The 26,390-nt window shown below is 53.1% G+C and carries 27 protein-coding genes and 5 pseudogenes; 18 read left to right on the top strand and 14 right to left on the bottom strand.

What is annotated here, in order from left to right; genetic code table 11:
* Positions 1-78 precede the first annotated feature (78 nt).
* The 3 genes from FFH21_RS26785 to FFH21_RS26795 all read left to right on the top strand — a co-directional run bounded on the left by FFH21_RS26785 (position 79) and on the right by FFH21_RS26795 (position 2,861).
* Positions 79-666, top strand: a complete 588-nt coding sequence (locus tag FFH21_RS26785; RefSeq protein WP_230383658.1) for a DUF4145 domain-containing protein — start codon at positions 79-81, stop codon at positions 664-666.
* 223 nt (positions 667-889) lie between these two features.
* Complete coding sequence (locus FFH21_RS26790) at positions 890-1,336, top strand: GNAT family N-acetyltransferase (protein ID WP_005621643.1); 447 nt, start codon at positions 890-892, stop codon at positions 1,334-1,336.
* 277 nt (positions 1,337-1,613) lie between these two features.
* A complete protein-coding gene (locus FFH21_RS26795; RefSeq protein WP_011169830.1) occupies positions 1,614-2,861 on the top strand; it encodes a reverse transcriptase domain-containing protein in 1,248 nt (415 codons plus the stop codon).
* Between the two features lie 69 nt (positions 2,862-2,930).
* Here the strand turns inward: FFH21_RS26795 and FFH21_RS26800 are convergent, their stop codons facing one another.
* A complete protein-coding gene (locus FFH21_RS26800) occupies positions 2,931-3,566 on the bottom strand; it encodes an SLATT domain-containing protein (protein WP_024421063.1) in 636 nt (211 codons plus the stop codon).
* A gap of 200 nt (positions 3,567-3,766) precedes the next feature.
* Positions 3,767-5,203, bottom strand: a complete 1,437-nt coding sequence (locus FFH21_RS26805) for an RNA-directed DNA polymerase (RefSeq protein ID WP_011169831.1) — start codon at positions 5,201-5,203, stop codon at positions 3,767-3,769.
* Positions 5,204-5,585: 382 nt separating this feature from the next.
* Here FFH21_RS26805 and FFH21_RS26810 point away from each other — a divergent pair, with 382 nt between their 5' ends.
* Complete coding sequence (locus FFH21_RS26810; protein ID WP_011169832.1) at positions 5,586-6,080, top strand: type VI secretion system tube protein Hcp; 495 nt, start codon at positions 5,586-5,588, stop codon at positions 6,078-6,080.
* Between the two features lie 347 nt (positions 6,081-6,427).
* On the opposite strand, the gene FFH21_RS26820 is transcribed toward FFH21_RS26810, so the two are convergent.
* The 3 genes and pseudogenes from FFH21_RS26820 to FFH21_RS26830 all read right to left on the bottom strand — a co-directional run.
* Complete coding sequence (locus FFH21_RS26820) at positions 6,428-7,072, bottom strand: hypothetical protein (RefSeq protein ID WP_011169833.1); 645 nt, start codon at positions 7,070-7,072, stop codon at positions 6,428-6,430.
* A 93-nt stretch (positions 7,073-7,165) separates the two neighbouring features.
* Entirely contained in the window at positions 7,166-7,960 is a 795-nt protein-coding gene (locus FFH21_RS26825; protein ID WP_011169834.1) for a DNA adenine methylase, read from the bottom strand.
* 180 nt (positions 7,961-8,140) lie between these two features.
* Positions 8,141-8,479: pseudogene (locus FFH21_RS26830) on the bottom strand (glycoside hydrolase family 19 protein); the annotation flags it as partial.
* Positions 8,480-9,013: 534 nt separating this feature from the next.
* Here FFH21_RS26830 and FFH21_RS30730 point away from each other — a divergent pair.
* From FFH21_RS30730 to xerC, 3 genes are all read left to right on the top strand, one after another.
* Positions 9,014-9,493, top strand: a complete 480-nt coding sequence (locus tag FFH21_RS30730; RefSeq protein WP_234704562.1) for a hypothetical protein — start codon at positions 9,014-9,016, stop codon at positions 9,491-9,493.
* Positions 9,494-9,569: 76 nt separating this feature from the next.
* Positions 9,570-9,782 (top strand): hypothetical protein, encoded by a 213-nt coding sequence (locus FFH21_RS26840; RefSeq protein WP_005737208.1) that lies wholly within the window; start codon positions 9,570-9,572, stop codon positions 9,780-9,782.
* Positions 9,779-10,927, top strand: coding sequence for a tyrosine recombinase XerC (gene xerC / locus FFH21_RS26845; RefSeq protein ID WP_011169836.1), 1,149 nt, complete (start codon positions 9,779-9,781; stop codon positions 10,925-10,927). The genes FFH21_RS26840 and xerC overlap by 4 nt, the downstream gene beginning before the upstream one ends.
* A 156-nt stretch (positions 10,928-11,083) precedes the next feature.
* Here xerC and FFH21_RS26850 read toward each other — a convergent pair whose 3' ends face one another.
* Positions 11,084-11,401, bottom strand: coding sequence for a hypothetical protein (locus FFH21_RS26850; protein WP_041924673.1), 318 nt, complete (start codon positions 11,399-11,401; stop codon positions 11,084-11,086).
* Positions 11,402-11,715: 314 nt separating this feature from the next.
* Here FFH21_RS26850 and FFH21_RS26855 point away from each other — a divergent pair, with 314 nt between their 5' ends.
* The 3 genes from FFH21_RS26855 to FFH21_RS26865 are packed head-to-tail and all read left to right on the top strand — an operon-like array spanning position 11,716 to position 13,058.
* Positions 11,716-12,216, top strand: coding sequence for a type VI secretion system tube protein Hcp (locus tag FFH21_RS26855; RefSeq protein WP_011169837.1), 501 nt, complete (start codon positions 11,716-11,718; stop codon positions 12,214-12,216).
* A gap of 24 nt (positions 12,217-12,240) precedes the next feature.
* Positions 12,241-12,768, top strand: coding sequence for a DUF2778 domain-containing protein (locus FFH21_RS26860; protein WP_041924674.1), 528 nt, complete (start codon positions 12,241-12,243; stop codon positions 12,766-12,768).
* Positions 12,768-13,058: a hypothetical protein gene (locus tag FFH21_RS26865; RefSeq protein ID WP_041924675.1), complete on the top strand. Its 291-nt coding sequence runs from the start codon at positions 12,768-12,770 to the stop codon at positions 13,056-13,058. Before FFH21_RS26860 ends, FFH21_RS26865 begins: the two co-directional genes overlap by 1 nt.
* Before the next feature lie 235 nt (positions 13,059-13,293).
* Here FFH21_RS26865 and FFH21_RS26870 read toward each other — a convergent pair.
* Positions 13,294-13,986, bottom strand: a pseudogene (locus tag FFH21_RS26870) (IS3-like element ISPsy24 family transposase); the annotation flags it as partial.
* Positions 13,965-14,672 (bottom strand): annotated as a pseudogene (locus tag FFH21_RS26875) (IS5-like element ISPsy19 family transposase); the annotation flags it as partial. The pseudogenes FFH21_RS26875 and FFH21_RS26870, both read right to left, overlap by 22 nt.
* Before the next feature lie 128 nt (positions 14,673-14,800).
* Here FFH21_RS26875 and FFH21_RS26880 point away from each other — a divergent pair.
* The gene (locus FFH21_RS26880) at positions 14,801-15,781 is read left to right on the top strand and encodes an IS5-like element ISPsy2 family transposase (protein WP_004665467.1); all 981 of its coding nucleotides are present in this window, start codon (positions 14,801-14,803) and stop codon (positions 15,779-15,781) included.
* A gap of 142 nt (positions 15,782-15,923) precedes the next feature.
* Here FFH21_RS26880 and FFH21_RS26885 read toward each other — a convergent pair.
* From FFH21_RS26885 to FFH21_RS26895, 3 genes and pseudogenes are all read right to left on the bottom strand, one after another.
* Positions 15,924-16,391: pseudogene (locus FFH21_RS26885) on the bottom strand (glycoside hydrolase family 25 protein); the annotation flags it as partial.
* A gap of 297 nt (positions 16,392-16,688) precedes the next feature.
* The gene (locus FFH21_RS26890) at positions 16,689-17,045 is read right to left on the bottom strand and encodes a hypothetical protein (protein ID WP_004662956.1); all 357 of its coding nucleotides are present in this window, start codon (positions 17,043-17,045) and stop codon (positions 16,689-16,691) included.
* Positions 17,046-17,054: 9 nt separating this feature from the next.
* Positions 17,055-17,472 (bottom strand): annotated as a pseudogene (locus FFH21_RS26895) (ATPase, T2SS/T4P/T4SS family); the annotation flags it as partial.
* Positions 17,473-17,804: 332 nt separating this feature from the next.
* Between FFH21_RS26895 and FFH21_RS26905 the strand changes: the two are divergent.
* The 3 genes from FFH21_RS26905 (at position 17,805) to FFH21_RS26915 (ending at position 20,564) form a co-directional block, all read left to right on the top strand.
* The gene (locus FFH21_RS26905) at positions 17,805-17,996 is read left to right on the top strand and encodes a Com family DNA-binding transcriptional regulator (protein ID WP_003381760.1); all 192 of its coding nucleotides are present in this window, start codon (positions 17,805-17,807) and stop codon (positions 17,994-17,996) included.
* Positions 17,997-18,007: 11 nt separating this feature from the next.
* On the top strand, positions 18,008-19,303 hold the full coding sequence (locus FFH21_RS26910) for a glycoside hydrolase family 68 protein (protein ID WP_004667176.1): 1,296 nt from the start codon (positions 18,008-18,010) through the stop codon (positions 19,301-19,303).
* A gap of 79 nt (positions 19,304-19,382) precedes the next feature.
* A complete protein-coding gene (locus FFH21_RS26915) occupies positions 19,383-20,564 on the top strand; it encodes a glycoside hydrolase family 10 protein (RefSeq protein ID WP_011169845.1) in 1,182 nt (393 codons plus the stop codon).
* 105 nt (positions 20,565-20,669) lie between these two features.
* On the opposite strand, the gene FFH21_RS30735 is transcribed toward FFH21_RS26915, so the two are convergent.
* The gene (locus FFH21_RS30735; protein WP_011169846.1) at positions 20,670-21,467 is read right to left on the bottom strand and encodes a hypothetical protein; all 798 of its coding nucleotides are present in this window, start codon (positions 21,465-21,467) and stop codon (positions 20,670-20,672) included.
* A gap of 135 nt (positions 21,468-21,602) precedes the next feature.
* Positions 21,603-22,847 carry an MFS transporter gene (locus FFH21_RS26925; protein WP_019740751.1) on the bottom strand — a complete coding sequence of 415 codons (1,245 nt, stop codon included), beginning with the start codon at positions 22,845-22,847 and terminating at the stop codon, positions 21,603-21,605.
* Between the two features lie 104 nt (positions 22,848-22,951).
* Between FFH21_RS26925 and FFH21_RS26930 the strand changes: the two genes are divergently transcribed.
* Positions 22,952-23,833, top strand: a complete 882-nt coding sequence (locus FFH21_RS26930; protein ID WP_005743179.1) for a LysR substrate-binding domain-containing protein — start codon at positions 22,952-22,954, stop codon at positions 23,831-23,833.
* Positions 23,834-23,874: 41 nt separating this feature from the next.
* On the opposite strand, the gene FFH21_RS26935 is transcribed toward FFH21_RS26930, so the two are convergent.
* Entirely contained in the window at positions 23,875-24,141 is a 267-nt protein-coding gene (locus FFH21_RS26935; protein WP_011169848.1) for an accessory factor UbiK family protein, read from the bottom strand.
* Positions 24,142-24,241: 100 nt separating this feature from the next.
* Here FFH21_RS26935 and FFH21_RS30740 point away from each other — a divergent pair, with 100 nt between their 5' ends.
* The 3 genes from FFH21_RS30740 (at position 24,242) to FFH21_RS26950 (ending at position 26,270) form a co-directional block, all read left to right on the top strand.
* Positions 24,242-24,364: a hypothetical protein gene (locus FFH21_RS30740; RefSeq protein WP_255872753.1), complete on the top strand. Its 123-nt coding sequence runs from the start codon at positions 24,242-24,244 to the stop codon at positions 24,362-24,364.
* A gap of 196 nt (positions 24,365-24,560) precedes the next feature.
* Positions 24,561-24,899: a P-II family nitrogen regulator gene (gene glnK / locus FFH21_RS26945; protein WP_002555808.1), complete on the top strand. Its 339-nt coding sequence runs from the start codon at positions 24,561-24,563 to the stop codon at positions 24,897-24,899.
* A gap of 33 nt (positions 24,900-24,932) precedes the next feature.
* A complete protein-coding gene (locus FFH21_RS26950) occupies positions 24,933-26,270 on the top strand; it encodes an ammonium transporter (protein ID WP_004663188.1) in 1,338 nt (445 codons plus the stop codon).
* Positions 26,271-26,390: the final 120 nt, after the last annotated feature.

Genomic DNA, 26,390 nt, shown 5'->3' on the forward strand with positions numbered 1-26,390 from the left:
TAACAGGTCAGCTACGAAGAGATGGCCTCGGGAGCAATAATGAGTAGCGCCCATTGCAATCGTTGCGCGAGCTGGACAATGCACGACGAGGTCAGGCAATACGCGGTCAGCGTTACAAATACAGATCGTAATCCCTGGGAGGAGTGGGGAACAATATACAGAATATGGTCGTGCTGTGGATGCCAGAGCGTTTTATTCAAAGTAGAGCATTGGCACTCAGACTACGATATGAGTGCAGAGACTGAGTACTTTCCACCTAGGATATCCAGAAAGAGTCCACCCTGGGTTTCAACGCTTCCAGATGAATGGCAGTCTCTTCTCAGAGAGATCTACACAGCCTTACACACAGACAGCCGTAGGCTGACCATTATGGGCGTGAGGGCGCTCATAGATATTTACATCAACGCTACAATTGGTGATGTCGGCGGCTTTGCAAAAAAGCTCGCAGCACTCGTTCGCGGTGGACATTTGAGCTCTGTAGATCAAGAGATACTCGAAGTTGCTCTTGATGCTGGCCATGCTGCCGCTCATAGAGGATATGTTCTTCAATCGGATGACGTAACACTTGTAATGGACATAGTCGAAAACCTCTTACATCGGCATTCACTGAGAGCATCAGCCGTTGAATTAGGAAAATCGATCCCGTCGCGCTCGAAAAGAAATTAAAGATAAACTAAAGTATTTGTAACTCATTAGCGCCACGCTTGGTCTCACTCCATTATTCTATGCTAAAGCGAAGTGTTTTTTTGAAGCACACGCCCCTTTACCAATTCAGCTCGTTGAGCTTGGAGGCAGCAAGCAGCCAAAGCATCCACTTGCATCGCTCATAGCATGTAGGTGACGAGCTCTCACCGGCCTGAAGAATTATCAACGAATCGGAGGACGATGAATGCAACCCATCGAGATTCAGCAAATTGCGCACCTGCCCTCACAGGTTCTTGCCTTGGAGGAGGAGGCGGTTGCAGAGGGCTTCAGATTTTTGACACGCCTGATTTCAGAATGGCACTCCGGAGCAAATCGCTTTGATGCGCCTGGCGAATGTCTTATGGCAGCTTATTCGCAGCAGCAACTCATAGGCATCGGGGGGCTATCGGTCGATCCGTATATCAAAACTGATACCGCAAGGCTAAGGCGTGTGTACGTAACACCTACTGTAAGGAGGCAACATGTAGGTCAGGCGCTGGTAAAAGCATTGATTGCGCAGGCCGCGCTTCGTTTTCAGTGCGTGCGTCTTTCCACTGACACCTCTGAAGGCGATGCGTTTTACCTGCGTTGCGGCTTCATGCAGACAGAAGATATCCATGCCACACACATCATGCTGTTGACCAAAGCCTGATCGGGCAGCTATTTAGAGACTGTTTCACTACCTAAGTTTATACAAGCCCTCGGCTATTATTTTGCTATCATGGACCTGCTTCGTCTGCTTGCTGGTCGAGCCGCCACGCGGCGTTGAACCGAGTTTGCCAGACGGCAGCGTTATCTCTTCGGAGGGCGCTGTGCGGGTCGCGACCAAGATAGCCGTTCAGGTATCTGGGTCTCCCGAAGGTAGTTAGTCCCTGTAGCAGTTGGGTGAGAGAGAACTGGGGATGCCCAACAACACAAGGATCGTCTGAATGAGCAGACTGTATAAGGACATCTGTAGTCAACGAACCCTTTACGGCGCGTGGAGGAAGGTGCGCAGTAGCGCGCTCTTTTCGTCCTCCGACGAAATAAAACGAGACGCTGAAGAGTTCGAGAGTCGGCTGCCTGACTCTTTGGTTGAAATTCAGCGGTCCCTATCAAAGCAGACATTCACTTTTCTCCAACAAACCGGAGTTGCTCAAAAGAAGCCGGGAGGAAAAGCTCGCCCTTTGGTGCTAGCACCTATCCCCAATCGTGTGGTTCAACGTGCCTTGCTCGACGTTCTACAGCGTCGTGTGCGGTTTGTTAGAAAAGTGCTCGACACTCCAACGAGCTATGGGGGAATACCTACGAAACGCGTTGCAATGGCCATCTCTGACGCGAGGGATGCTATGCGGAATGGTGCTCGCTTCCATATTCGTTCGGACATTCCGGCCTTCTTTACTAAAATAAATAAAGACCGGGTCCAGGACCTATTACGTTCCCACATCAACTGCGACGCAACGCTCAAGCTTCTAGACCTGGCGATCACGACCGACCTCGCTAACATTGACGACTTGAGACGGCAGGGGCTCAACGAGATATTTCCGATAGGAATCGAAGGTGTAGCGCAGGGCTCACCCTTGTCGCCATTGTTAGCCAATATCTATCTAGCCGATTTCGACGTGGCCATGAACGCTGATGGCATTACCTGCCTTCGTTACATCGATGACTTCCTGCTTCTTGGAGAAAGTCTTAGCAATGTGGATCGGGCTTTCAACAGGGCTTTAAAGACGCTAGACAAAATAGGCTTGAGCGCCTACGACCCGCGTGTAGACAAAGTAAAAGCGTCTCGGGGATCCACAGACAAAGGCTTCGACTTTCTAGGCTGCAATGTATCTCCAGGGCTAGTTCAACCAAGCGAAGCAACTCGTAAGCGCTTCAAAGTAAAGCTGGGCGCCGAATTTGACACAGCCGCTCGTGCCCTTCGATACAACGCAGAGCATGATGACGGTAACGGTAAGTACTCGTATTCATCAGCCCTCTACCGAATCGACAAAATCATCTTGGGATGGGGAAAGGCGTTTACGTTCTGCAATGGCTCTCAGTCCATGAAGGCCCTAGACGATTTCGTATCGCAACGACTTATTTCTCTTGAAGCAACAAAAACAATAGTGCTAGCGAAGGCAGACGGCGAGGCGCAAAGGAGAGTGTTAGGGGTTCGGCTATTAAGTAGCACCCGGATAACAACTGACGAATAACTTATCGGTAGTAAATCATCGCGAAACACGGACTTATCAAAAAACACTTTTAAACAAATCGAGCAAATATTAAAAAAATTTAATACCACTAAACACCGGAATCAAGGCCACAACTGAAACAAACCAAAATAGCAAGTAGTACCAAATACTGGAAAAAAACCACAGCATTTTAATACAGGCGGCATGAAAAAAACTGATATTCTCGCTCGCAAACTCACTAGCCAATCTTTTCGCAGCCAGGAACCGATGATCATCAAGCGGATCATGGTTAACATCGCACCGACTTTGGATGACATCATATTCAATAGAAAATGCGCTACATTTATCCCAAGAGCTAGCGATGGCGTCAATTTTGAAAAGCTCTTGCTTTATTCTTCTTTGCAATGAGTTCAAGTCTTCAGCATTTTTGTAGAGCGCATCCGCACTTGAACCGTTCCTCGCCCCCCACTCCATTAGCGAGATCGCTAATAGAAAAATGCCTGACAGGATAGAGAGAGTCGTCAAATAATCATCTAATCCAGAAACATTTGAAATAGCTGGTGCATACATTTTTTGGACAACCGCGAGACAGATGCTCATGACTGAGAAAAAGGTCAAGCTTATCGTAGAGAAAAGCTCCTTGCGCTTTAGGCGTCGAGCCGCATTGTAGCGCGCGCCAGCAGTCCGCCAGATTACAGTGCGCAATTCAGTCAGGTAATTCTTCATCTTTCGCTCCTAGAAAAATGGGGTGGCGCCTGAGTAATCAGTCAGATCCACTTCCCAAGCAGCCGTTGGACAGCCCCTAGGAAGGTATAACACTTGGTGTCACGCCCGTTTGAAGGGGCTCGGAGCACTTCCGCTCTCGACCTAAGGCGAGAGGTACCGCATAGCGGTAGGCACCACCCGATGCCAATATACACATCTGGCTAGTAAATTTCTCCTTCGTCTTCGTTCATCCGTGCTAGCACCATCCGAATATAATGATCGTATTTTTCTATTATCTGCACCTCAGTCAGTGCCACGGCTGGGTCTACTCTGCCCCGGCTCTCCAAAAAGCTGAGCTTTTCCGCCGATGTCTTAACCACATCGTAATCTCGTACGTAGCCACCTCGTGGATCAAATTTCATCGCAAAATACGCGCGAGCTAACTTCTTGAGCCTAATAGTGCCTACAGCTGCAAGGTCAGGAACCCTGGCAACCATTCGCATGACTGCTCTATCCATCTCGTGTAAGAGTTTTTCATCTGTAATCTGATTAAAGTAGGCCACCCAGCCGTACCTCTTATTTTGACTGATTGCCCCAGTAATCTTTTCATTTATCTCTAAAAAGAAAATATCGACTAATCTTTCTTTATTGAGATATTTTAACTTTTCAAGGCGCTTTGCTCGGTTATGCTTAAAATCGCTTATCTTTGCGGCAACCGATTGCAAAAAACGCTCCACTGTGTTTCTTCTCACAGTAATTTTAGGAAGTTCAAAAACGTAACCAAGATACGAAAAGTCTTGATCTAGCGGGCCAAATTTCGTCTTATCAGAGCTTAAGCCATGAAGATGAAGGCCACGCCTCATCAACCTTCTTTTCAACGAATTAAACGAAGTGGTAACCAGGCTTTCCTCCCCATACATCAATACATCATCGACGTATCTATAATAGTGAAGCCCTGGTACTGACCGCATCGCCCGATCCACGTCAGCCATATAGATCGCTGCCAATATATTAGATATCGCTAGCCCCTGAGGGACGCCAACTTCTTGCTTATAGACTGAGTGCTTATTTCGTGGTGTATTTTTGGGCACTGTCGGAGTCCGCAAGGCATGAGCGATCAAGTTCAAGACCTGAGGTATCTTGATCTTTCTCCCTACCAGCATGACCGTTCGATCTTGGTCAATCGAGTCATAAAATTTTTGGATGTCAGTACTACACACCCATGCACTAGCCGCGTCCATCGTACTGACATCCAAAGCTACCTGGCGGACATAACTACTAGCTACGTTTCTAGGTACCTGCTCAGGAAAAATCAGGGCTAGGTATTTTTGAAGCTGATGAAGAACTATACGATCTCGGACAATTGGTATACTTATAACGCGAGGTTCCTTTCCGCGCCCTTTCAACTTTAGCTGTTCTAGAAATGGTGCAAATCTAAAAGTGCTATCAAGACATTTGGCCGAAACGACTTCCAGCTCGGATGCTGACCTACAGCTAAACTGGAAGCCATTGATCCGGTCAATCCCTTTGGCCAAAGATGTTCCAAATCGGTCTCTGAAAACCCATTCCAAAGATAGAGGGGAAAACATCCGCCGGAACAGCTCTTCTGCGGTAATCCACCCAGCTTGGTACAAAAGTGCATCGTGTCCCTGAACCATAAAATCCTCCTCATTCGTGATCTCAGATTACGCGATACGTGTCAAGGATCCTAGATGCTGCCGGAAACCCCAATATGACCGGCTGATTTGGGTCGATTGCTATTCGTTGTGATGGGTAGCACCTTACCGAAGCCCTCAGTGCCAGAAGGCTGCTAATGGCCGTTGGAGGCTCTGCGAAATAACAGTTGTGGATAGACAGTGACCTTCAGTCCGAGCGATTCAGATCGCTTACTCTGCTTGTAGGAGCGAGTCGCAAAATAGAATAAACCCCATGATGTGAGTTCTCGGTCATCTATTTTCATGCGCAGATTAGAGGATGCTGGCAATACCCGCCCCCTATAAGCTAGGCTAAGCGCTCTAATCTTTAAAGCAGGAAGCTGATATGTCTTTTGACGCATTTATGCAGGTCGACGGTGTAGAGGGCGAATCTCTTGATGACGCCCACAAAGGCTGGGTGGAACTGCTGTCCTACCATTACGACGCGGTTCAGTCGATCAGTACATCCGCCAGCTCTAGCGGCGGCGCGAGCGCAGGCGGCGTTACTCTGGGCGACTTTAAAGTAAGTAAATATATAGACAGAGCAACGGCAAAACTGTTTGAGCTATGCTGTCGTGGGTCGCATATCAAGAAAGTAACTATTCGTGTCCATCGGGCGGGCACAGAAAAATTTAAGTATCTGGATATCGTCTTAGAAGAGGTATTGATATCTACCGTTAGCGGAAATGGGGCTGAGCATGCAGGCTTACCTGTAGAGCTAATCACACTTAACTATGGACGAATAAAATTCGAGTACTCACAGCAGCGCCGTGCTGACGGTGGAAGTGCTGGGATCGTATCCGGCGGATGGGACCGGACCGCGAATAAGCCATTTGCATAAATCAGTGCCCTGAGTACCCTGCCACAGCAGAAGCCCGCCTACCAAACAGGCGGGCATACTGGGTCACCAGTAAACAGCAAATACGACTGCAAGAAGAATAGCAGTACCTACCCACTCCTTTCTAGTACAGCTTATGAAAATCAAGAACTGTACAAAAAGCGCAAGCAGCACAGTCATGGTTCTTATATCACCGCGAGTATTGGATCTGTCCTCAATATGCGACACTATGGAACTTGGTTCCATCCAATCGTATTGCGAACCATGAAACATCATATACGTCAGCAGACAGGATACGTAAACCGTATACAGCAAAACCCTTATCAAAACGCCTTTAGCCGTCATATAAACTACCTTACAAGCTGACTAAAAAAATTCCATCTTTTCACAATAAAATCCCCATAACTGGTGTCTTCTTTTATTCTCTCAATAGATGGGTTTGTCCCTCGATTGTATCGAGCACCAATGATACGCACCTCGTCCATGCCGATGGATTTAAAATTGTCATGATCAACTAGCAGCCGCAAGTGCTTTGCTGCTAGATCAATATTATAGATATCCTGCTCCAGACAGTTGGCTAAGCTTCTCAACTCGCTAATTGACATGTCATCGGGGTTAAGACCTAATGTAACTGCTGCGGTCCTAAGCTGAACACTCACCCATCCGAAACTAGTCTTAGCAGGTGGCGGAGTGCTGACGGTTGGCAAGTTGCCCAAATGATCGAACACTCGGAATTCGAATGCTGCTCTATCGGCAGAACTTGGGTCTCCTCCGGCTTCTATCCAACACACACCTGCCAACAGCTCAACAGGAAGCGAATACTTTGCGGCTGATGCCTTGATGAACTGCTTATTGTGAATCAGCCAAGTATCTTTGAAGCGCTGGATATGACCTCGCCCTCCACCGAACCGTGCTGGCACCAACTTCCAAACAAAAACATCAAAGACCCCCCAAGTGGGACTACCATTGGACTCCGGCGTGCAAAAATCATTCATATCAACTCATCCATGACTTAGATCGCGTCAGCATACTGTATCATCAAGGTTCTCTCTCGGTGTACTGGTCGCTGGCCGACTTGAAGCCAAACATCAGAACAACCCACCGAGCGCGGCAGGCTCCCAATTCATGATAACCAGCTCCCCGCTGACATCAGCCTTTCCCTTTCTCTGGTTTGCCGTGCTGTAACGAATGTCCACAGTTTCAAAATGGAAGCCTTCAAAAACGCGCCGTATGTCAGGGTGGTCGTTGATGCTGACCATCACCTTCCCCCTACACCGCCGCATGAAGTCAGCCATTCGCTCATAATTATCGAATGGAAAATCCACACCATATCCAGCCGTCTGCCAGTACGGCGGGTCCATGTAATGGAACGTGTGAGGCCGGTCGTAACGCTCTGCGCACTCAAGCCACGGCAGGTTCTCCACATACGTACCGGACAAACGCTGCCAGGCCGCAGAAAGATTTTCCTCGATCCGCAGCAGGTTGATGGCCGGACCGGTTGTAGCGGTACCAAACGTCTGCCCACTCACCTTGCCTGCGAAGGCGTGGTGCTGCAGATAGAAGAAACGTGCCGCGCGCTGGACGTCGGTAAGGGTTTCGGGGCGGGTCATCTTCTGCCACTCAAATACCTGGCGCGAGCTGAGTGCCCATTTGAATTGACGGACGAATTCTTCAAGGTGATTTTGGACGACGCGATACAGCGTCACCAGGTCTCCGTTGATGTCGTTCAAGACTTCAACGGGGGCGGCCTGGGGACGCATGAAGTAGAGGGCCGCACCGCCAGCGAACGCTTCGACGTAGCATTCGTGGGGTGGGAAAAGCGGGATAAGACGGTCGGCCAGGCGGCGTTTGCCGCCCATCCAGGGGATGATGGGTGTGGACATAGAAAGCAAGACCTTTACTGTATATATAGACAGGTGCTAGGCTCACTCCGCTTTGTGCACGAAGCGAGAGCCTTGGCTGGACTTGCAGGGGTAATCTGCGGGAACAGTGACCAGTCGCGATGTTGGCGCATCTCGACTGGTCGCTCTTTTTCAATCTGCTGCGTTATCTCTTCAGCTCAATCAGACCAGGACCTTCAGGGCACGCGTATAAAGCGCTTGGCGGTCGGCAAGGCCGTTTGTGCCACCATTGATCCGTTTGGTGATTGTCAGGAAGTCGCTTCTATCTGCGAAGGTATTGAGCCCAGCACGGTGCCAGAACCAAGCAGCTGACATGGCGGCATGCTCCGGACGCTCGAGGAGTTCAGGATGCTCGAGCAGATCCAGGCCCAGGGCTTCTGCGCACGCGGCGTAGTTATCCCGCCCTGTGATCTGAATAAGCCCCCTATCGGCATCTTGGGGGCCTCGGGCTTGATGACAATCGGCGCGGCAGGACTCGCTGCGGGCTTTTCCGTCATAGCCCGACCTACATCCCCCATCAGCGGCCCGGAAGGAGCCAACGCTGGAGCTGGCCCCCGAGCCATAAGGGGCACCCGGTCGTTATCGAAAGCCTTGGCCGTCGCACCTAGCGTGGGCACTACTGGTCCGGGCAGCGCGACCGGAACCGGAGGCGCTGCCAGCAACGACACCGGCTTGTTCTCTTTCTCAGGACTGCTGAACAGCTCTTTGCCCAATAAGCCGCCGACCTCACTGCCGCCCCAAGACCCCAGGGCACCGCCAATGGCCGCGCCTATCGCCGTGCCAACGACCGGCAAAATCATCGTGCCAATCGCCGCACCGGCCGCAGCTCCACCCCACCCGCCCAGCGCGGAGCCCGCAACTTCGGTAGCACCTTCCAGTTTTTTCTCGATAGGGTCATCCGACTGATACAGCTCGACCGCTTTCAGGCCAGCGCTGATTACCGCTTCGCCAGGCAAAACCTTGGCCTTGCCTGCCATCTTGCCCAGCAAAGGCATAATGCTTCGTTGAGCAGCCGCAGGAAGCGGCGGCACAGGGATGGGCATACGTGAGGCCGGACGAATACGAGGAGCATCGGTCGGACGCGGTGGCACCGGGCGAATACGCGATTCACCGGCCAGGCTTGGCGGTACCGGGCGGATGCGCGGCTCACCGGGCGGGCTTGGTAGTATCGGACGGATGCGCGGCTCACCGACCGGACGCGGCGGAACAGGCCTGTTACGCGGTTCACCAGTTGGACGCGGTGAAACGACGGGCGGACGAGACCCAGCGCCTGCACGACGACGTGCGCGGGCTGATCGCCGTCCTCTACGTGATGTATCGCGCTGGCCCGGCAAACCCGATCCGGCACCTATCTCCGAGGCGTTCACCACGAAGACGCGCTGCAGGCCGCCCCCTTCGCCAGAAGCATTGGAGCCGCCATCTGAATCCGCACAGGCTACGACCCAAGGTGATTTGAGCGCCAACGACATGCGCGTTCTGGCCAGCATTCTCGACATCCCCTCCCCCAGTAATTGAGCCGTCAGGTTCTGGCTTTGAGCATCAGGGTGGGACGTTACACTGCCCTGATTGCTGCTTGAGATAGAGAGCAATCATGAACTCCCAAACAAGCAACGTTCTCACTTTTGAGGACCTGCAGCGCATCACCGGCTACCAACGCCGCTCCGACGTCGAACGCTCGCTGATAACCCAAGGGATCCGCATGTTCCGGGGGCGCACTGGTCCGTGGACGACGCTGGATCTTATCCACCACGCTGCGGGCATCGAGTCTGTAACCTCAGAGAGCTATGACACCAATATCCTATGAGGAAAGCGCGTAAGCGGAAGCACAATCCGCACATCCCCCCACACATCGACCAGGTCGCTCTTCCAGCGGCCATCTATTTTGATCATCGCAACGCCGGCGTCTGGTACACGCTGCATTACGACGAAACCGGCAAACAGCGCCGGCGCAATGTGGCACCTGCTGACGTGAGCCTGGCCGAGTTACACCAGATCATGGAGCAAACCTCGGGCGTCGATAAAGGCACATTGCGTTACGTCTGCGCACAATTTCACCTGAGCGATCGTTACAAGAAGCTCAGCCTCAAGACTCACAGCGACTACTGTTATTCGCGAGACGTTTTGCTGGATATCCCTACCCGGCTGGGCAAACCGTTGGGGGAACTGCTGGTGAAGAAATTCACGGCGGCATTGATCCAGCGGATTGTCGATCGCCTGGCGGACGAGGGCACGCCGTCTAAAGCAGCGCATGTCCTGCGCTATCTGCGCCGGGTACTGCAGTGGGGTCGCAATCGGGGCTACCTCGACAGCAATCCGGCGCAGGGCATTGAAGCGCCGGTGGAGCGCAAACGCCGGCGTTTGCCGGAACACCAAGTCATGGAGGTGCTGGTCGACCGTGCGCTGGCATTCGGTCGCTTGGCCAGGAACGAGAAAGGCGGCTGTCCGGAGTACCTGAGCTACGTGATGGAGATGGGTTACCTATGCCGCTTGCGGGGCATTGAGACCATCACCCTGACCGACGCCCACGAGCTGACCGAAGGAGTCATGACCAACCGGCGCAAGGGCAGCCGGGACAACATTGTCCGCTGGACGCCACGCCTGCGCGCCGCCTGGGAGGGAGCGAAGGCCTACCGGGCCAAGGTGTGGGCCAGCAAATCAACGGTCGTTCCGATTCGTCCCGACCGGCGTTACATCATCGTGGCCAGTCACGGTGGGGCTTTACGCAAATCCAGTTTGGATACGGCCTGGCAACGATTCATCACCTCTGCCATCGAGGACGGCACCATAACGGTCGAGCAGCGGTTTGGCCTGCATGACCTCAAGCGGCGGGGCATTACCGACACGGCTGGCAACCGCGCGGACAAGCAGGAGGCCAGTGGTCACCGGGACGGAGCAATGATGGACGTTTACGACCTCAGCGTCCCGCTGGTCAATGCCTCCCAGACGTAGCACCAGGCGTCAAACTTCGGCCTGCAGCACTTTCACCCCACGACTTTCGGCAACATGACCAACTTTTGTAAGGTTGAACCAGGTGCGCATCACCCAAAGCTGAAGCGCGCCGCGCCACTCTCCAAAATGGCTCTCATCGCCTCCCTCTACATTCCTTCACGCATGGTTTAGAGCTTCGACACGTGTGTCTAGCTCTGCGGCCTTGTCAGCAGGTAACGCGCCGTCCCGGACGAATTGCATCGTCCAACCTTTAAAGCGTCGCACACTGTCAGGCGAACCGCTGCGCAGACTGCGCCCCAATGCCCCCACCATATTTTTGAGCTGCACGTGATCAACAACGCAGGCTTTGCTCACGTCCATGGCAACCCATAGGTCATCGATCAGTTGACCCAGCGGCGGGTGACTGACTCGCAGCTCTTCCCATTGCTGCTCAATAAATTTGGCCTCAAAGCTGGATGAGCCGGCTCCTTTCAAAATGATCACTCCTGTTTTTCACAAGGTCTGAGCCATCCAGACCAGTACGAACGAGAATGGTAGTCCAGACGGCCAGGGACTGGTGTCTAGCAAGCGCAAAAAACCCGCCAGAGCGGGCCTTTCTGTGGGGGGCTATTGAACATAGGGCGCGTGATGGCTACTTCAGATGAGGGAGGGGCAGCAGACGGCCAACACCCGCCACTCGCAGCGGGCAGTTTTTAATCAGCGCCAACAATTTGGAGAGCAGCCCGGTTGACCTCACAAAGTAAGCCACTCAATATGCTGTAAATCAATCAGCAGGGATGATTACCGACATGGCCTTTGACGCGTATTTGAAAATCGACGGAATTCCAGGTGAAGCTCTTGACGCTCAATTTAAGGACTGGATCGAAATGGAAAATTTCGACCTAGGAGCAAGCCAGTCCGCCTCTGTCACGGCGACCAGTGCAGGCGGAGCAACGAGTGGTCGTGCTCGTATGAGTGACCTCTTCTTCCGCAAAACTGTGGACAAAGCCACCCCAAAGCTGCACGAAGCCTGCTGCAGTGGAAAGCACTTCAAAGAGGTCACACTCGCGGTCAACCGTGCAGGAACAGACAAGCTCAAATATTTGGAAATCGTACTTGAAGAGGTCATTATTTCCTCCGTTTCACTTAACGGTAACGGAGATGTAGAGGGCGGCTTTCCCACAGAAACGGTACGTCTGAATTATGGCCGTATCAAAATGACCTATACACAACAAAAACGCGCAGATGGGCAAGGGGGCGGCCAGGTGGTGGGCGGTTGGGATGCAATTTCCAACAAGGTATACGCCTGATATCACACAAGGAGATGTATGCCCATGGACACCCAATCAATAGATACCAACAAAGTAGCGTACTGCACTTTTGAATTGACAGGCCAGCCGATGAGCCAGCTGAAGTGCAGTAATAATGAAAGCTATGAGGCTTTTTCAGGATTAACTGGCTTCGCCAACGATCCTGCTGCAGTGGGTGATCTAAAACAGGGGCCACTGCCGCCTGGCCGATATTATATTCTTGATCGGGAAAGCGGCGGAAGAATGGGCTGGCTCCGAGAGCCGATCTCAGATTTGTTTGCCCGGACTGATCGGAGTCATTGGTTTTCACTTTACCGTGACGACGGAAGTATTGATGATGAAACCATCGTCAGCAACGTGACGAGAGGTAATTTCAGACTGCACCCTATAGGTCCCCTAGGCTTAAGCGAGGGATGTGTAACTATGACATCTCAACTTGGCTTTGATCAACTAAGCATTTACTTGCGCAATATGGAAGGAGACAGAATTCCCGGATCCGAAAAAAAATACTTTGGAGTTTTAGATGTCATTGACCCCAGGAACAAGAAATAATGCGCTTTATTAAAGCCACCATTAAAGTCTTCGCTGTAGTTATAGTAGCCTCCATCATAACGCGAACCCTGATACTTAGCGGACTGGTGAGGGCCGGATTAGAAACACCAGTTGGTAATGCAATTTATTTGTCCCTGCACGATGTCTTCAGTGTCAACGGGATAGAGGATGCGGAAACAATGGTAATCTTTACGATACTAATTGCTTCTTTAATCATTGTGACTTTTCTGGCCTGGTTGCTGGCCAAACTGGTGACCAAATACTCTTCAAGAATGAAGAATAAATATTAGATTTCGTGGCTTTTCATTAGCTACCATCTGTCGTCCGGATCTCGCTGACAACGGTTTGCCAAGCCTATCCGCCGAGTGACTGCTTCTGGCAGATTCTGTTGAAAAAGTCGGAATTTCAGGCTGGAAGAAGGCGACGTTGTGCATGAGCGAGTTTCACCAGCACGGGATAGTGCTCGGCGGCAATCGAGCGAGGACGTCCGGTTTTAGGCATGGCTTGAGGGCTATTCTGTAGTGGTCAACTGATCCCGGACACGACGTTAAGTCTTTTTTCGGACTGAGCTGGCGCCAGTCCGTTATTGAACTGGTGTGGCCGAATCCAGTTGTAGCGATGCATCAGATAATGACTGATGTCTCGCTGAGCCTCTTGGGCCGTCATGTAGCCCACGGTCGGTATCCACTCAGTTTTCAAACTCCGGAACACCCGCTCCATCGGCGCATTATCCCAGCAGTTGCCACGACGACTCATGCTCTGGCGTATGCGGTATCGCCAAAGCCGCTGGCGAAATTGTCGGCTGCCATACTGGGCGCCCTGGTCCGAGTGAAACAGCAGGCCCTGCGGCTTGCCGCGTTGTTCGTAGGCCATATCCAGCGCCTTGATTACCAGATCAGTATCCGGTTTGCTCGATAACGCCCAGCCCACCACTCGGCGCGCGAAAAGATCCATAACCACAGCCAGGTAATGCCATTTCCCTTGTGCCCAGATGTAAGTGATATCGCCGCACCACACCTGATTGGGCGCTGGAACATCGAATGCTCGATTCAAAATATTCGGAATATCGGGTCGCTCCACCGTCGCTTTTCTATAAGCATGCGATCCCGGTTGCTTACTGATCAATCCCAGCTCTCGCATCAGGCTACGTACCTTGAACCGGCCAATCTGCTCGCCATCTTCATGCATCATCAACACGATGCTGCGGCTGCCGGCAGCAGGCCCAATGTATCGACAATCAGACTTCGTTTACGCCCCTTGACTTTTTTGCCCGCGTCGTAGCCGCTGTCACCGCCTTGAGGAGAACTGCGGGTCGACTGTGAATCCAGGATCGCTGCTGACGGGCTGTCAGCGCGTTCTTCCCGCTCACGCCATTGAGCTCGCAAGCGATCATGCATTTGCTCGAACTTGCCTTGAGCGCTCCACCGGCGGAACGTTTTGTAGACATTGTCCCAATGAGGAAAATCGCGGGGTAGCATTCGCCATGAGCACCCCGTGCGTACGACATAGCAACAGGCTTCCAGCAACGTGCGCCGAGAGTGAAGCGGTGGCACTCCTCGTCCGCCCTGGCTTTCAAACAGGTCGGCGACCAGTGCCCACTCGGTATCTGTCAAGCAACTCGGATATAGCTGCTCCGGCAGTTGGCGGCGGTGGGTTTCATTGTAGCCATAGGCTTTATTAGGTTCAGGTGACTGAAAACTTCCCTTGGCCCGCTGCTTTACACGCGTAATCCCTGCCATTTTCAACGCTTTTGCAAAGGTGTCGGGATGCGCAGTGATACCGGTTTCGGCGAAGAATACGAGCGCCAATTCGGCCTGGCTGGAATAGGGCTGTGCATGAGCGAGTTTCACCAGCACGGGATAGTGCTCGGCGGCAATCGAGCGAGGACGTCCGGTTTTAGGCATGGCTTGAGGGCTATTCAGACAAGGGAGTGAAAGTTTAATTTATTTTGTCTACACCCTCTAAGGAAACTCTGAAAAAGACTTCCTAATTTGGCAAAATCTCCGGACACCAGTCGCCGAGCTTTTCGATGATGAAACAGATGACCTTCGCCGACGCCGAGTATGCCGGCAAGCGCAAGCAGACCCGTAAGGAATTGTTCCTGATCGAGATGGATCAGGTGGTGCCCTGGAAAGGTTTGATTGCCCTGATTGAGCCCTATTATCCAAAAGGAGAAGGTGGCCGGCCCGCCTACCCACTGATGGCGATGCTGCGTGTTCATCTGATGCAGAACTGGTTCGGCTACAGCGATCCGGCGATGGAAGAAGCGCTGTATGAGACGACCATCCTGCGTCAGTTTTCAGGCCTGAGCCTGGAGCGCATTCCAGACGAAACCACGATTCTCAACTTCCGTCATCTGCTGGAAAAGCACGAGTTGGCGACCGGGATTCTCGGCGTAATTAATGGTTATCTGGGCGACCGTGGCTTGTCGTTGCGTCAAGGCACCATCGTCGATGCCACGCTGATCCACGCGCCCAGTTCGACCAAGAACAAGGATGGCAAACGCGATCCTGAGATGCATCAAACCAAGAAAGGTAACCAGTACTATTTCGGCGCCAAGGCTCACATCGGCGCCGACGACGAGTCAGGCCTGGTGCACAGCGTGGTAGTAACAGCGGCCAATGTGGCAGACGTCACGCAGGTTGCCAAACTGCTACACGGCGAGGAAAACGTAGTCTGCGCCGACGCAGGTTACACCGGGGTTGAGAAGCGCGAAGAACATGCTGGGCGCAAGGTCATTTGGCAGATTGCCGCCCGCCGCAGCACTTACAAAAAGCACGGAAAACGCAGTGTTTTGTACAAGGCGATCCGCAAAATCGAGAAGGCCAAGGCTCAGGTTCGCGCCAAGGTCGAGCATCCGTTTCGGGTCATCAAACGCCAGTTTGGCTATGAAAAAGTGCGCTTTCGGGGCTTGGCCAAGAACACCGCGCAGATGGTGACGTTGTTCGCCCTGTCAAACCTGTGGATGGCCCGCCGACATTTGTTGGCGAGCGCAGGAGAGGTGCGCGTGTAATGCAGGAAATGGTTACCGCAAAAGGCTTTGCAGCGGCCGAAAGAGCTGAAAAGCGAAGATAATTGAGCAAATTTCGACATGCATCGTTTTTTGAAAAGTGCTGAGGACTCGGTAGCCGGAAAACATCCGGCTACTTCAGACCTTCCCTAAAGGCATACTTATCCCCTGAAATATGATTTGCCCAGAAATTATTATCGCAATATATAAAGGGTCTTTTTCCTTGTAAAATTTTTTCATTCTCCAATAAAGTTAGCAGTTTATGAAGATTATCAGCCATTTCGTCCGGCGTGGCTTTTTCGTTGCCTTCGAGCTCCGCATCAATGGCAAAAAACTCAGTTGATGCATCGAAGCCAGCAGCAGTAAGTGTACTAACGATGTTATCTCGTTGTGCTTCCGGCGAGCTACTGAGTGCTCGAAAGTAATGATATGCCCCCGTTTTTATTCCAACGACTCTAGCGTCCGTACGATACGTGGTATATTTTGCATCCTGTACGGTAGCGCCTTCTATTGCTTTGATAAAAGCGTACTCAATGCCAGCCTCAGAAACTTTTTTAAAGTCAACATCACCTTGAAAATGCGATAGATCAATACCTTTCTTATTTGTACTCACGAACCTCTCCTGTTTTTCGTATCGGGAAATTTTAGAACTAGTATCAGCAGCCCTTTAAGCAAACTGCCAGCGGTATGAGTGGCTGCTTTTCTACTTTTTGTTCCACTCATCCACTGCGCATTAGGATTTTCGACCCGACAAGTGTTGCCCAAGTATCCTTCTGATTCTCCATTGAGAATTTCCTGCAAGGTGCTTCCGGACACCGCTCGGCCCCAGGCGGCCGATAGCCGTCTGCGTGGTGGTGCATTGGAATGGTTTGAAAATGCGGGAGTATCAGGAGAGATGCGGGTGCAATGCCTACTTGCTGGTGTTCTTGTACTCGCCTTGATACTCGAACTGGCGCAGCTCGCGGTTGTTGGCAAAGCGGGCATCACCGTGCAGCGAGGTCTTGGGCTTCAAGCGCATGAAAATGGCCATCAGCGTGATGCCGACTGGCAGGAACGTCAGGGCGGCCGTCACACACCACGACCAAGGCACGTACAGCATCCGCCGGTCGTTCCAGGGTAGTTTGCGGGCCTCCCACAGTGTGTCCCAGGACAAGCCCGCGAAGTGACCTTGAGTCAGGTGCAGAAACAGCGCACCCCCTGCGTACAGCCCGATCACAAAACACACGACCATCATGACCACTATCGATAACGAGACTTTCCACCACATGGCGTTCTCCTAGGCAGCTCGTTGACGCTGGCCATTGAGCAAGGCCAGCTTGTGTTCGGGTTCGTAATGCACTTCCCTCGATGTAGGTGTTTTCCATGTACACCACCACGTCGAATGTGGTCCGTACCAGGCGCTCGATGTAGCTATAGTCCAGGCCGATGCCGATCGGTGACTGCTTGATCAAGCCGCACACCCGAGCGAATCCTGCTTCGGCATCGTTGGCGTGCGCCGTACATACGGTGCCTCCGGTACCGGTGTTTTGCATTTCAATGCAGTGCCACGCCTCATCGCCCGTCAGCTCTGCCAGAAACAGGTGGTCGGGCTTCATCCGCAGCGAACTGGCCACCAGCGCTTTAGGTGCAACCACATGGCCGTAGAGCAAATGCACATGGTTGGGATGAAGGGGCAGGGTGTCCTCCAGTCTTTCCTAGATACCCAAATTTTCGATTAGTCATAGCACTTTCATAGGAAATTCCTTTTTCTGAAGCGCCCTCAATAAAAGCGCTGTCTCGTACCGTTTATCCGGGTCAATTGCGCAACTGCGGTCGAACTCGTGTTGAACTCCGGCCAAACTCGACCTACTCCGAAACTGCCCCTTTCCAGCCTTTCCGGAGGGGGGTAAAAAGGTTCCACGATATGCGATTTGCGCCTCAGGGCAGCCGCCGGACACGGGCTTTTAAACAGCGCCAACCGGTAAATTGCGATCCCCCAAACCCCGCCCAGGCGGGGTTTTTTATTGGGCGAAGCACAAGGAGACCAATGCAAATGTTGAAAGACTACCGATGCGGGCAGTGCAAGAAGCTGCTGGCCCGCATGGGTGACTACACCGAACTCCAAATCAAGTGCTCCCGCTGCGGGACGCTGAATCATGTGAAGGCCGTGAGCCTTGAGTTATCGCCTTTGAGCGAAAGAGGTACAGCAGCGTCGCTGCTGCCTCCCAAAGCTATTTAAAGGTATCAATTATGTCCACTAGCAGCTCTGCTGTAAGCCAGCTCAAAAATAGTCCTCTAGCAGGTAACATCAACTACGAACCCACTGTCTGGTCCCGCGCCGATGCGCTGAAGGTCAATGAAAATGACCCGACCACCACGCAGCCACTGGTCAGTGCGGACTTTCCGGTCATGAGTGATACGGTATTCATCTGGGATACCATGCCGCTGCGCGAGCTGGATGGCACGGTGGTTTCGGTCAACGGCTGGTCGGTTATCCTGACCCTGACGGCTGACCGTCACCCCAATGATCCGCAATACCTCGACGCCAATGGCCGTTATGACATCAAGCGTGACTGGGAAGATCGTCATGGCCGCGCACGCATGTGCTACTGGTACTCGCGTACCGGCAAGGACTGGATCTTTGGTGGCCGTGTAATGGCCGAGGGGGTATCGCCCACGACGCGAGAGTGGGCGGGCACACCCATACTGTTGAATGACAAAGGCGATATTGATCTTTATTACACCTGCGTCACACCCGGCGCAGCGATCGCCAAGGTACGTGGCCGTATTGTGACGTCCGATCAAGGCGTGGAGTTGAAAGACTTTACCCAGGTCAAAAAACTGTTCGAGGCCGACGGAACGTATTATCAAACCGAAGCGCAGAACTCGAGCTGGAACTTTCGCGATCCCAGTCCGTTCATTGATCCTAATGACGGCAAGTTGTACATGGTGTTTGAAGGCAATGTCGCCGGTGAACGCGGCTCGCACACAGTAGGGGCTGCCGAACTTGGCCCTGTGCCGCCGGGTCATGAAGACGTGGGGGGTGCCAGATTCCAGGTGGGTTGTATCGGTCTGGCGGTTGCAAAAGATCTCAGTGGCGAAGAGTGGGAAATACTTCCGCCATTGGTGACGGCCGTCGGCGTGAACGATCAGACAGAGCGCCCGCACTATGTTTTTCAAGACGGCAAGTATTACTTGTTCACCATCAGTCACAAGTTCACGTATGCCGATGGTATTACAGGGCCAGACGGGGTGTACGGCTTTGTCGGCGAACATTTGTTCGGTCCGTACCGGCCAATGAACGCTTCCGGCCTGGTGCTCGGCAATCCGCCCGAGCAGCCTTTCCAGACGTATTCGCACTGCGTCATGCCAAACGGTCTGGTAACTTCTTTCATCGACAGCGTGCCCACCGAAGGCGAGGATTATCGTATCGGCGGGACCGAAGCGCCGACGGTGAGAATCCTCTTGAAAGGGGATCGCTCGTTCGTGCAGGAAGAATATGACTACGGTTATATTCCTGCGATGAAAGACGTGCAACTGAGCTGACACGCCGTTCCCATACCTGAAGAACGTCTGTGAGAGCAGGCGTTCTTCGTTCACTCAGAACCCTAAAGGAGAAACCGCAATGGCAACTGCGAACAAAAACCTCAAGGCGACTTGGGTCGCGACAGTTACGAATCTTGACTGGCCGTCAGTCTCATCTGTGGCCATCACTGACGAGGCTGCACGTGTCAGTAAACAGAAAGAAGAATTGACCGGCATTCTTGATGAAATTGTGGCAATGAAAATGAATGCCGTCATATTCCAGGTTGTTCCCTGCGCAGATGCATTCTACGCATCAGACCTGCTTCCGTGGTCGAAGTACCTGACGGGTACGCTCGGGAAGAATCCCGGCTTCGACCCACTGGCTTATGCTATCGAGCAGGCACATGCTCGCAATATTGAGCTGCACGCATGGGTGAACCCGTACCGCGTATCAATGAACGCCAGCGATGCCACAATCGAAGAGCTGAACAACTCATCATCTGACTCACCGGCCAGTGTGTTTAAAACGCATCCTGAATGGACGGGAACCGCAGCGAACCGCTTTGTTCTCAACCCCGGTATACCTGAAGTTCAGACGTGGGTTAGTAGTATTGTTGAAGAAATTGTCACTAAATACGATGTTGATGCCATTCAATTCGATGATTATTTTTATAATGAAACTGCAAGCTCGCTGCTGCAGGATGATGCCACCTACCAGAAATACAACACTAACTTTACCACGAAGGCCGACTGGCGGCGGAATAACACTTATTCGCTGGTTGATACATGCCATAAGAAAATAGCCGCCGTAAAAGCAGATGTCTTGTTTGGCGTCAGCCCGGCAGGCGTCTGGCGGAATAAATCTGACGACCCGCTGGGGTCCGATACGCAGGCCGGTGCGTCTAATTACGATTTCGCGTATGCAGACACACGGAAATGGGTCATTGACGGCATCATTGATTATATCGCCCCGCAGGTATACTGGCCGTTTGCTCGTGAGGTTGCGCGTTATGATGTCATCACACAGTGGTGGGCGGATACCGTCAGCGGAACTGGCACAGCGTTATATATTGGTATGGCTCTGTATAAAGTGGGAACGGCATCAGAAACCGAGCCCGACTGGACTGTCGAGGGGGGCGTGCCTGAAATTACCCGTCAGCTTGACCTGAATGATTCTCTGACTGAGGTTTCCGGGTGCATGTTATTTCGACATATGTTTCTGCGGGCCTCACAGACTCAGCAGGTGGTCGACTACCTGAAGCTTCGCTGGGCTGACGTCTAATATTGTATTGTCGGGGGCTTGGGGAACAACGTAACAGAAAGTGCACTTAAGCCCAGCCTGTCCGTCCCCCCTAATGCAGCCTGGCCAATACGATAAAACCACGTTTTATGATACCGCTTCAGCGAGCGCCACGACAGGTGATATCCCCCTGAAAAGCGGTGCCATAAACTCGTTCAGAAAATCAAAGTTCGCTAATCCCCGCAATCTGAGGGGATTAGCAAACTCTAACCATGCCTTACGTTGGTTTTCAGTTCCATTGCTTGTTGCCGCTGATGCAGAATTGACCCATGTGTCGAAATTTCGCTGACCCAAGCTTCTACTCCGTAAAGCGTTAGCAGGTCTGACTTTGGGCTGAATACTTATGGGGCAACGCCAAGTCGTCACATGGGTCAATTCTGCATCAGCGGTAACAGTGATGTAGTCGGCCCTGACTTTATGCGCGGTACGATCATTGTGGAACACCAGTTCACTGTCACTGAAGCCGGTCAATTGCCCGCTGTACTTCTTGATGGCAATAACATCGGTGAAGAAATCACCTTCATTTCTGGTCTCATAAGACAGTAACGGTGTGCCGGTAAGTTGCGCAAACAGCTCAAGAAAGGCCTCACTGACAAACTGTGTTTTCTTGACGTGTTTATCCTTTACCGGATCCTCCGGATCAAGCTCGGGAATCAACCTGTCCATAGGGCAGTTGCGAATAACGTGAATCTTTTGCTGATGATTCGCTCTTTCGCTGCGGATAATCTGACAGGCACTCAGGAAACGAGCGGGCACATCGGAGTGCAAGCGCCGTATGCCTTCCGAGAAACCTGTGTAGCTTTTATAGGGGGATAAATCTAGCGGTTCCAGAAGATTCAGCAGGTGTGCTTTCTCTTCAGGCTCAAAAGTAAATAGCGGGATCATGCCTCTCCTCCATGGAAAGAGTTCAGTTCAATTAAGAAAGCGTCAGGCCGGTGGCGTCTATCGTCAGTGCGAGGGCGTGCTGCTCAAACTAGTTGGCAACACGGTTTACAACAGCGGTCAGCAGGGGAATCGATCTCAGGTTGAACGGGGTGCCAGTGCATAGCTTTTTTCAACGCGCGGGAACAACGGCACCGTCAACAGCGCGCAGAAGGCTGCTGCCAGCCACACCACTCCCCAGGAAAAGTGAGTCATGAGAGAGGATGCAGCGATGGGCGTTGCGAACAGCACCACAAACACGCAGGTATTGCCCATGGCCAAGGCTGTACCCGCCCGACTCGCACCCGCCAGTGTGGCAAGTTCGGTATAGGCGACACCGTGCCAGGCGGACACGCTTATTCCAGCAATGATCATGACGCCGATAATCAGACCGCTGGCCAGCGCAGTTTCACTCAGGCCATAAAAGCCCGCTGCCGACACCAAGGTGCCTAGCGCCAAAAAAGTCAGGGTGCTTAACCAGGCACAGGTCTTGAGGTAGGCACGTCGGTTTTTGTTTTTGTCGGTCCAGCGTCCGCTCCATATTCTGCTGACAATCGCGCCGACCTGGATAATCGCCAACGTGGTTGAAATCAGCGTGATGTCCATCTTGCTGAAATCATGGAAGAACACCGCCGCATAGGTGAGGATCGCGAATTGAGGCGCGCATAACAGACCGATGGCTAATACGATGCGCCAGACCCTCAGATCCTTTAACGGGCTCGCACTTGTCTCCATGCTCTGTTTTTTTGCAGCGCTGCTGGAGAAGTCGGGTTCATAGAGCCAGAACCCGGCAAACAACGCCGCTATCAGGCAGAACAAGGCTGATGCAGTAAAGACCTCTACAAACCCGTAGGTATAAGCGAGATAGGGCAGCACGATGGCCCCCAAGGCGTAACCGCCCGGAACGGCCGTCTGGCGAATGCTCATGGCCAACCCCCGTTCACCCTCTTTGAACCAGGCCATGATCGCTCGCCCACTGGCTCCGTTGACGCTGCTGCCAAGCAGGCCCACTACGAACAGGCCCAACGCCAGCAATACGACCGTCGGTGCGTAAGAGGCCAGCATGGCCAATATCAGCAATGCAATCCCCGAACTGAGCAGGCCAGTCAGCAGTACGGGACGGTCTCCCCAGCGGTCAGTCAGCAGCCCCCACGGGATCTCGCTGATGGCGATACCCAATCCTAAAACGCCGAGTACAAGCCCCAGCTCGCTGTTATCCAACTGGTAGGTGGCACGCATATAGACCGCCGTCGCGGGCAGCCCCCCTACGACGCTTGAAAAGCTCGCATTGGCGGCCACGCCGACGCCAAGCACTTTCCAACGGTGACCGTTATCGACAGTCATAAGAATCCCACTATTTAATTGGTTGTGGGTCGCAAGATTCTCATGAGAGTATCGTCTCGAATATCAAATTATTTTGCGTGTTCGTCCCAAAAAGCAGGATTGTTATGAGACCGGTGAATTTCGATTTGGATGTCATGCGCAGTTTTGTAACAGGGGTCGAATTGGGCAGTTTTGCCAAGGCCGCGCAGAAACTTGCCCGCTCTACTTCAGCCATTAGTGCCCAATTGAAAAAACTGGAAGCTCAGGCAGGCTCTCCACTCTTCAAGAAAGCCGGACGCAAGCTGGCGTTGACGGACACCGGGGAGGTGTTACTTAACTATTCCAAGCGCCTCTTGAGCCTTAACGACGAGACCATAACGGCAGTGTCGGAGCTCAAACTCAAAGGCTGGGTACGCCTCGGGCTTCAGGAAGACCTGGGCAGTTTCTTGCCGACAGTGCTTGGACGATTCGCCAGAGCCCACCCCGATGTTCGAGTCGAGGCACGTATTGCACGTAATGCAGATCTGTTGAACCGCATCGAAAATGGTTCTCTCGATCTTGCGGTGGCGTGGGGGGGTGTAAAAAAGAATGGGTACCAAGAAACGATCGTAGAGCTGCCCATGCAATGGATCGGATCGTCACACCGGTATCTGGACTGGCGTGTCGAGTCAGGCAACCCACTTCCTGTGATTGCATTTGACGCGCCTTGTCCCTTCCATTCAAAGGCCACTGACGCATTGAACCTTGCCGGGATCCCTTGGCATCTTTCCTTTACCAGCTCGAGTCTCAATGGTCTGTCTGCGGCCACCGAGGCTGGATTGGGCTACACCATCAGAACGGCTCTTGGTCTTCAATCGGGCACTGAGCTTCTGAATATCGAAGACCGGGGTTTGCCGGCTCTGCCTTCGATAGCCCTGACGTTGCACAGGCACGAGGCGAATCCCAATCCTCTGACCGAGCGATTGTCGAGCATGGTGGTACAAGCGATCAGAAGCGAGATCGCCTGATCGCAATGGCCTGACGACCGGCGAAGATATCAGGCCAGGAATTACTCGGCCTTTTCAACATCGCCAGCCTTCTCTTCCAGCTCGGCCATCTTGGCCTCCAGCGCTTCCAGGCGGGCGCGGGTGCGGGCGAGGACGGCCATCTGGCTATCGAATTCTTCACGGCTGACCAGGTCCAGTTTGCTGAAGCCGCTTTGCAGCAGGGCCTTGAACTGGGCTTCGAATTCGCTGCGGGGTACTGGCGTTTCGCCGTTGAAAAGACGGGAAGCGTGGCAGCTGAGGGCGTCAAGAAAGGCTTTGGGCGCGAGCATGATGATTTTCCTGAATCAGAAGCCGGCAGTGTAACACGCAGTGTCTATAGTCAATTTGACGGGGGCGAGTCGCACGCTTATGGAGCGCTGCGGCGTACACATGAGCACCATTAGTGTGCATTACCTTGGTCGCGAAGCCGGTTTGACCCGGCAAAACCTGCCCAAGAGCCTGTATTCAATGAATATTCACGAGATGGCAAGCTTTCTGCTTAGTGGCTTATGACCCATGCACTGATGCAGTCGCTGTGACGAATGCAGTGCGGCAGGCGGAGCGGGGAAGTGTTTCGTCAGAAGCGGTTTTCTGGAGTTGGCCTGGCCTGATCAGGCGGCCGACACGTTACAAAGCCAGGCACTGCGCTTAGACTTGAGTCGGGTTTGTTTTCCTGGGGCAAGTCCACCAAATTCGGGAGAAAGTTTTCATGAAGCTAGTCACTGCCATCATCAAGCCGTTCAAACTGGATGACGTTCGCGAGTCGTTGTCTGAAATCGGCGTGCAGGGCATCACCGTCACTGAAGTCAAAGGCTTCGGGCGTCAGAAGGGTCACACTGAGCTTTATCGCGGTGCTGAATACGTCGTCGACTTCCTTCCCAAAGTGAAGATCGATGTCGCCATTGATGACAAGGATCTGGATCGTGTCATCGAAGCCATAACCAAGGCCGCCAACACCGGCAAGATCGGTGACGGCAAGATTTTTGTGGTCAATCTGGAACAGGCCATTCGCATCCGTACCGGCGAGACCGATACAGACGCTATTTAAGCCGCCAAACCCAACGCCCCAGGAGAAAACAATATGACTCTGCGTCAATTCGCAGGGCTCGGTGCCCTGTTGTCCCTCGCATTACCTGGTCTTGCCCTGGCGGCTGACCCAGTGGCCGAGCCGGTGCTGAACTCTGGCGACACTGCATGGATGCTGACCTCGACCGCTCTGGTCCTGTTCATGACCATCCCCGGTCTCGCGCTGTTCTACGGCGGTATGGTTCGCTCGAAGAATATTCTGTCCGTGATGATGCAGTGTTTCGCCATCACCGGTCTGATCAGCATCCTGTGGGTCGTGTACGGCTACAGCATTGCGTTCGATACAACCGGCATGGAAGCGGGCGTCGTCAACTTCAATTCCTTCTTTGGCGGTATGGGTAAAGCGTTCCTGGCAGGCATCACGCCAGCAAGCATTACCGGTCCTGCTGCGTTGTTCCCTGAGGCGGTGTTCGTCACCTTCCAGATGACCTTCGCGATCATTACCCCTGCCCTGATTGTCGGCGCTTTCGCAGAACGCATGAAGTTCTCCGCAATGCTGGTGTTCATGGGTATCTGGTTCACTCTGGTCTACGCGCCAATCGCCCACATGGTCTGGGGTGGCGTCGGTGGCCTGATGTGGGACTGGGGCGTTCTCGACTTCGCTGGTGGCACCGTGGTGCACATCAACGCCGGTGTAGCCGGTCTGGTGGCCTGCCTGGTACTGGGCAAGCGCAAAGGCTTCCCGACCACGCCGATGGCACCGCACAACCTGGGTTATACCCTGATCGGCGCAGCAATGCTCTGGGTCGGCTGGTTCGGTTTCAACGCCGGTTCCGCCGCTGCGGCCAACGGCACTGCCGGTATGGCGATGCTGGTGACTCAAATCGCTACCGCTGCCGCCGCACTGGGCTGGATGTTCGCCGAGTGGCTGACCCACGGCAAGCCAAGCGCTCTGGGCATCGCGTCGGGCGTGGTTGCCGGTCTGGTCGCTATTACCCCGGCTGCCGGTACAGTCGGCCCGATGGGCGCTCTGATCATCGGTCTGGCGGCAGGCGTGATCTGCTTCTTCTGCGCTACCAGCCTCAAGCGCAAGCTTGGCTACGACGACTCCCTGGATGCGTTCGGCGTTCACGGTATCGGCGGTATCGTCGGCGCGATCCTGACCGGCGTGTTCGCAGCACCTGCACTGGGCGGCTTCGGCACTGTTACTGACATCGGTGCCCAGGTCTGGATTCAGTTCAAGGGCGTCGCGTTCACCGTCGTTTACACCGCAATCGTGACCTTCATCATCCTTAAAGTCCTGGATGCTGTAATGGGTCTGCGGGTTACCGACGAGGAAGAGTCTGTCGGTCTGGACCTTGCGCAACACAACGAGCGTGGCTACAACTTGTAAGCAGCCGCAGATGCAAAAAAGAATGCCCGGTCTCCGGGCATTTTTTTTGTCTGACGTTTGCGGATATACCGCGGATTTTTGCTGTCATTGACTTTGCCCGCGTCAATGATTTCGGCACCG

Origin of the sequence: Pseudomonas sp. KBS0707, assembly GCF_005937945.2 — a bacterium.
Taxonomy (GTDB): domain Bacteria; phylum Pseudomonadota; class Gammaproteobacteria; order Pseudomonadales; family Pseudomonadaceae; genus Aquipseudomonas; species Aquipseudomonas amygdali.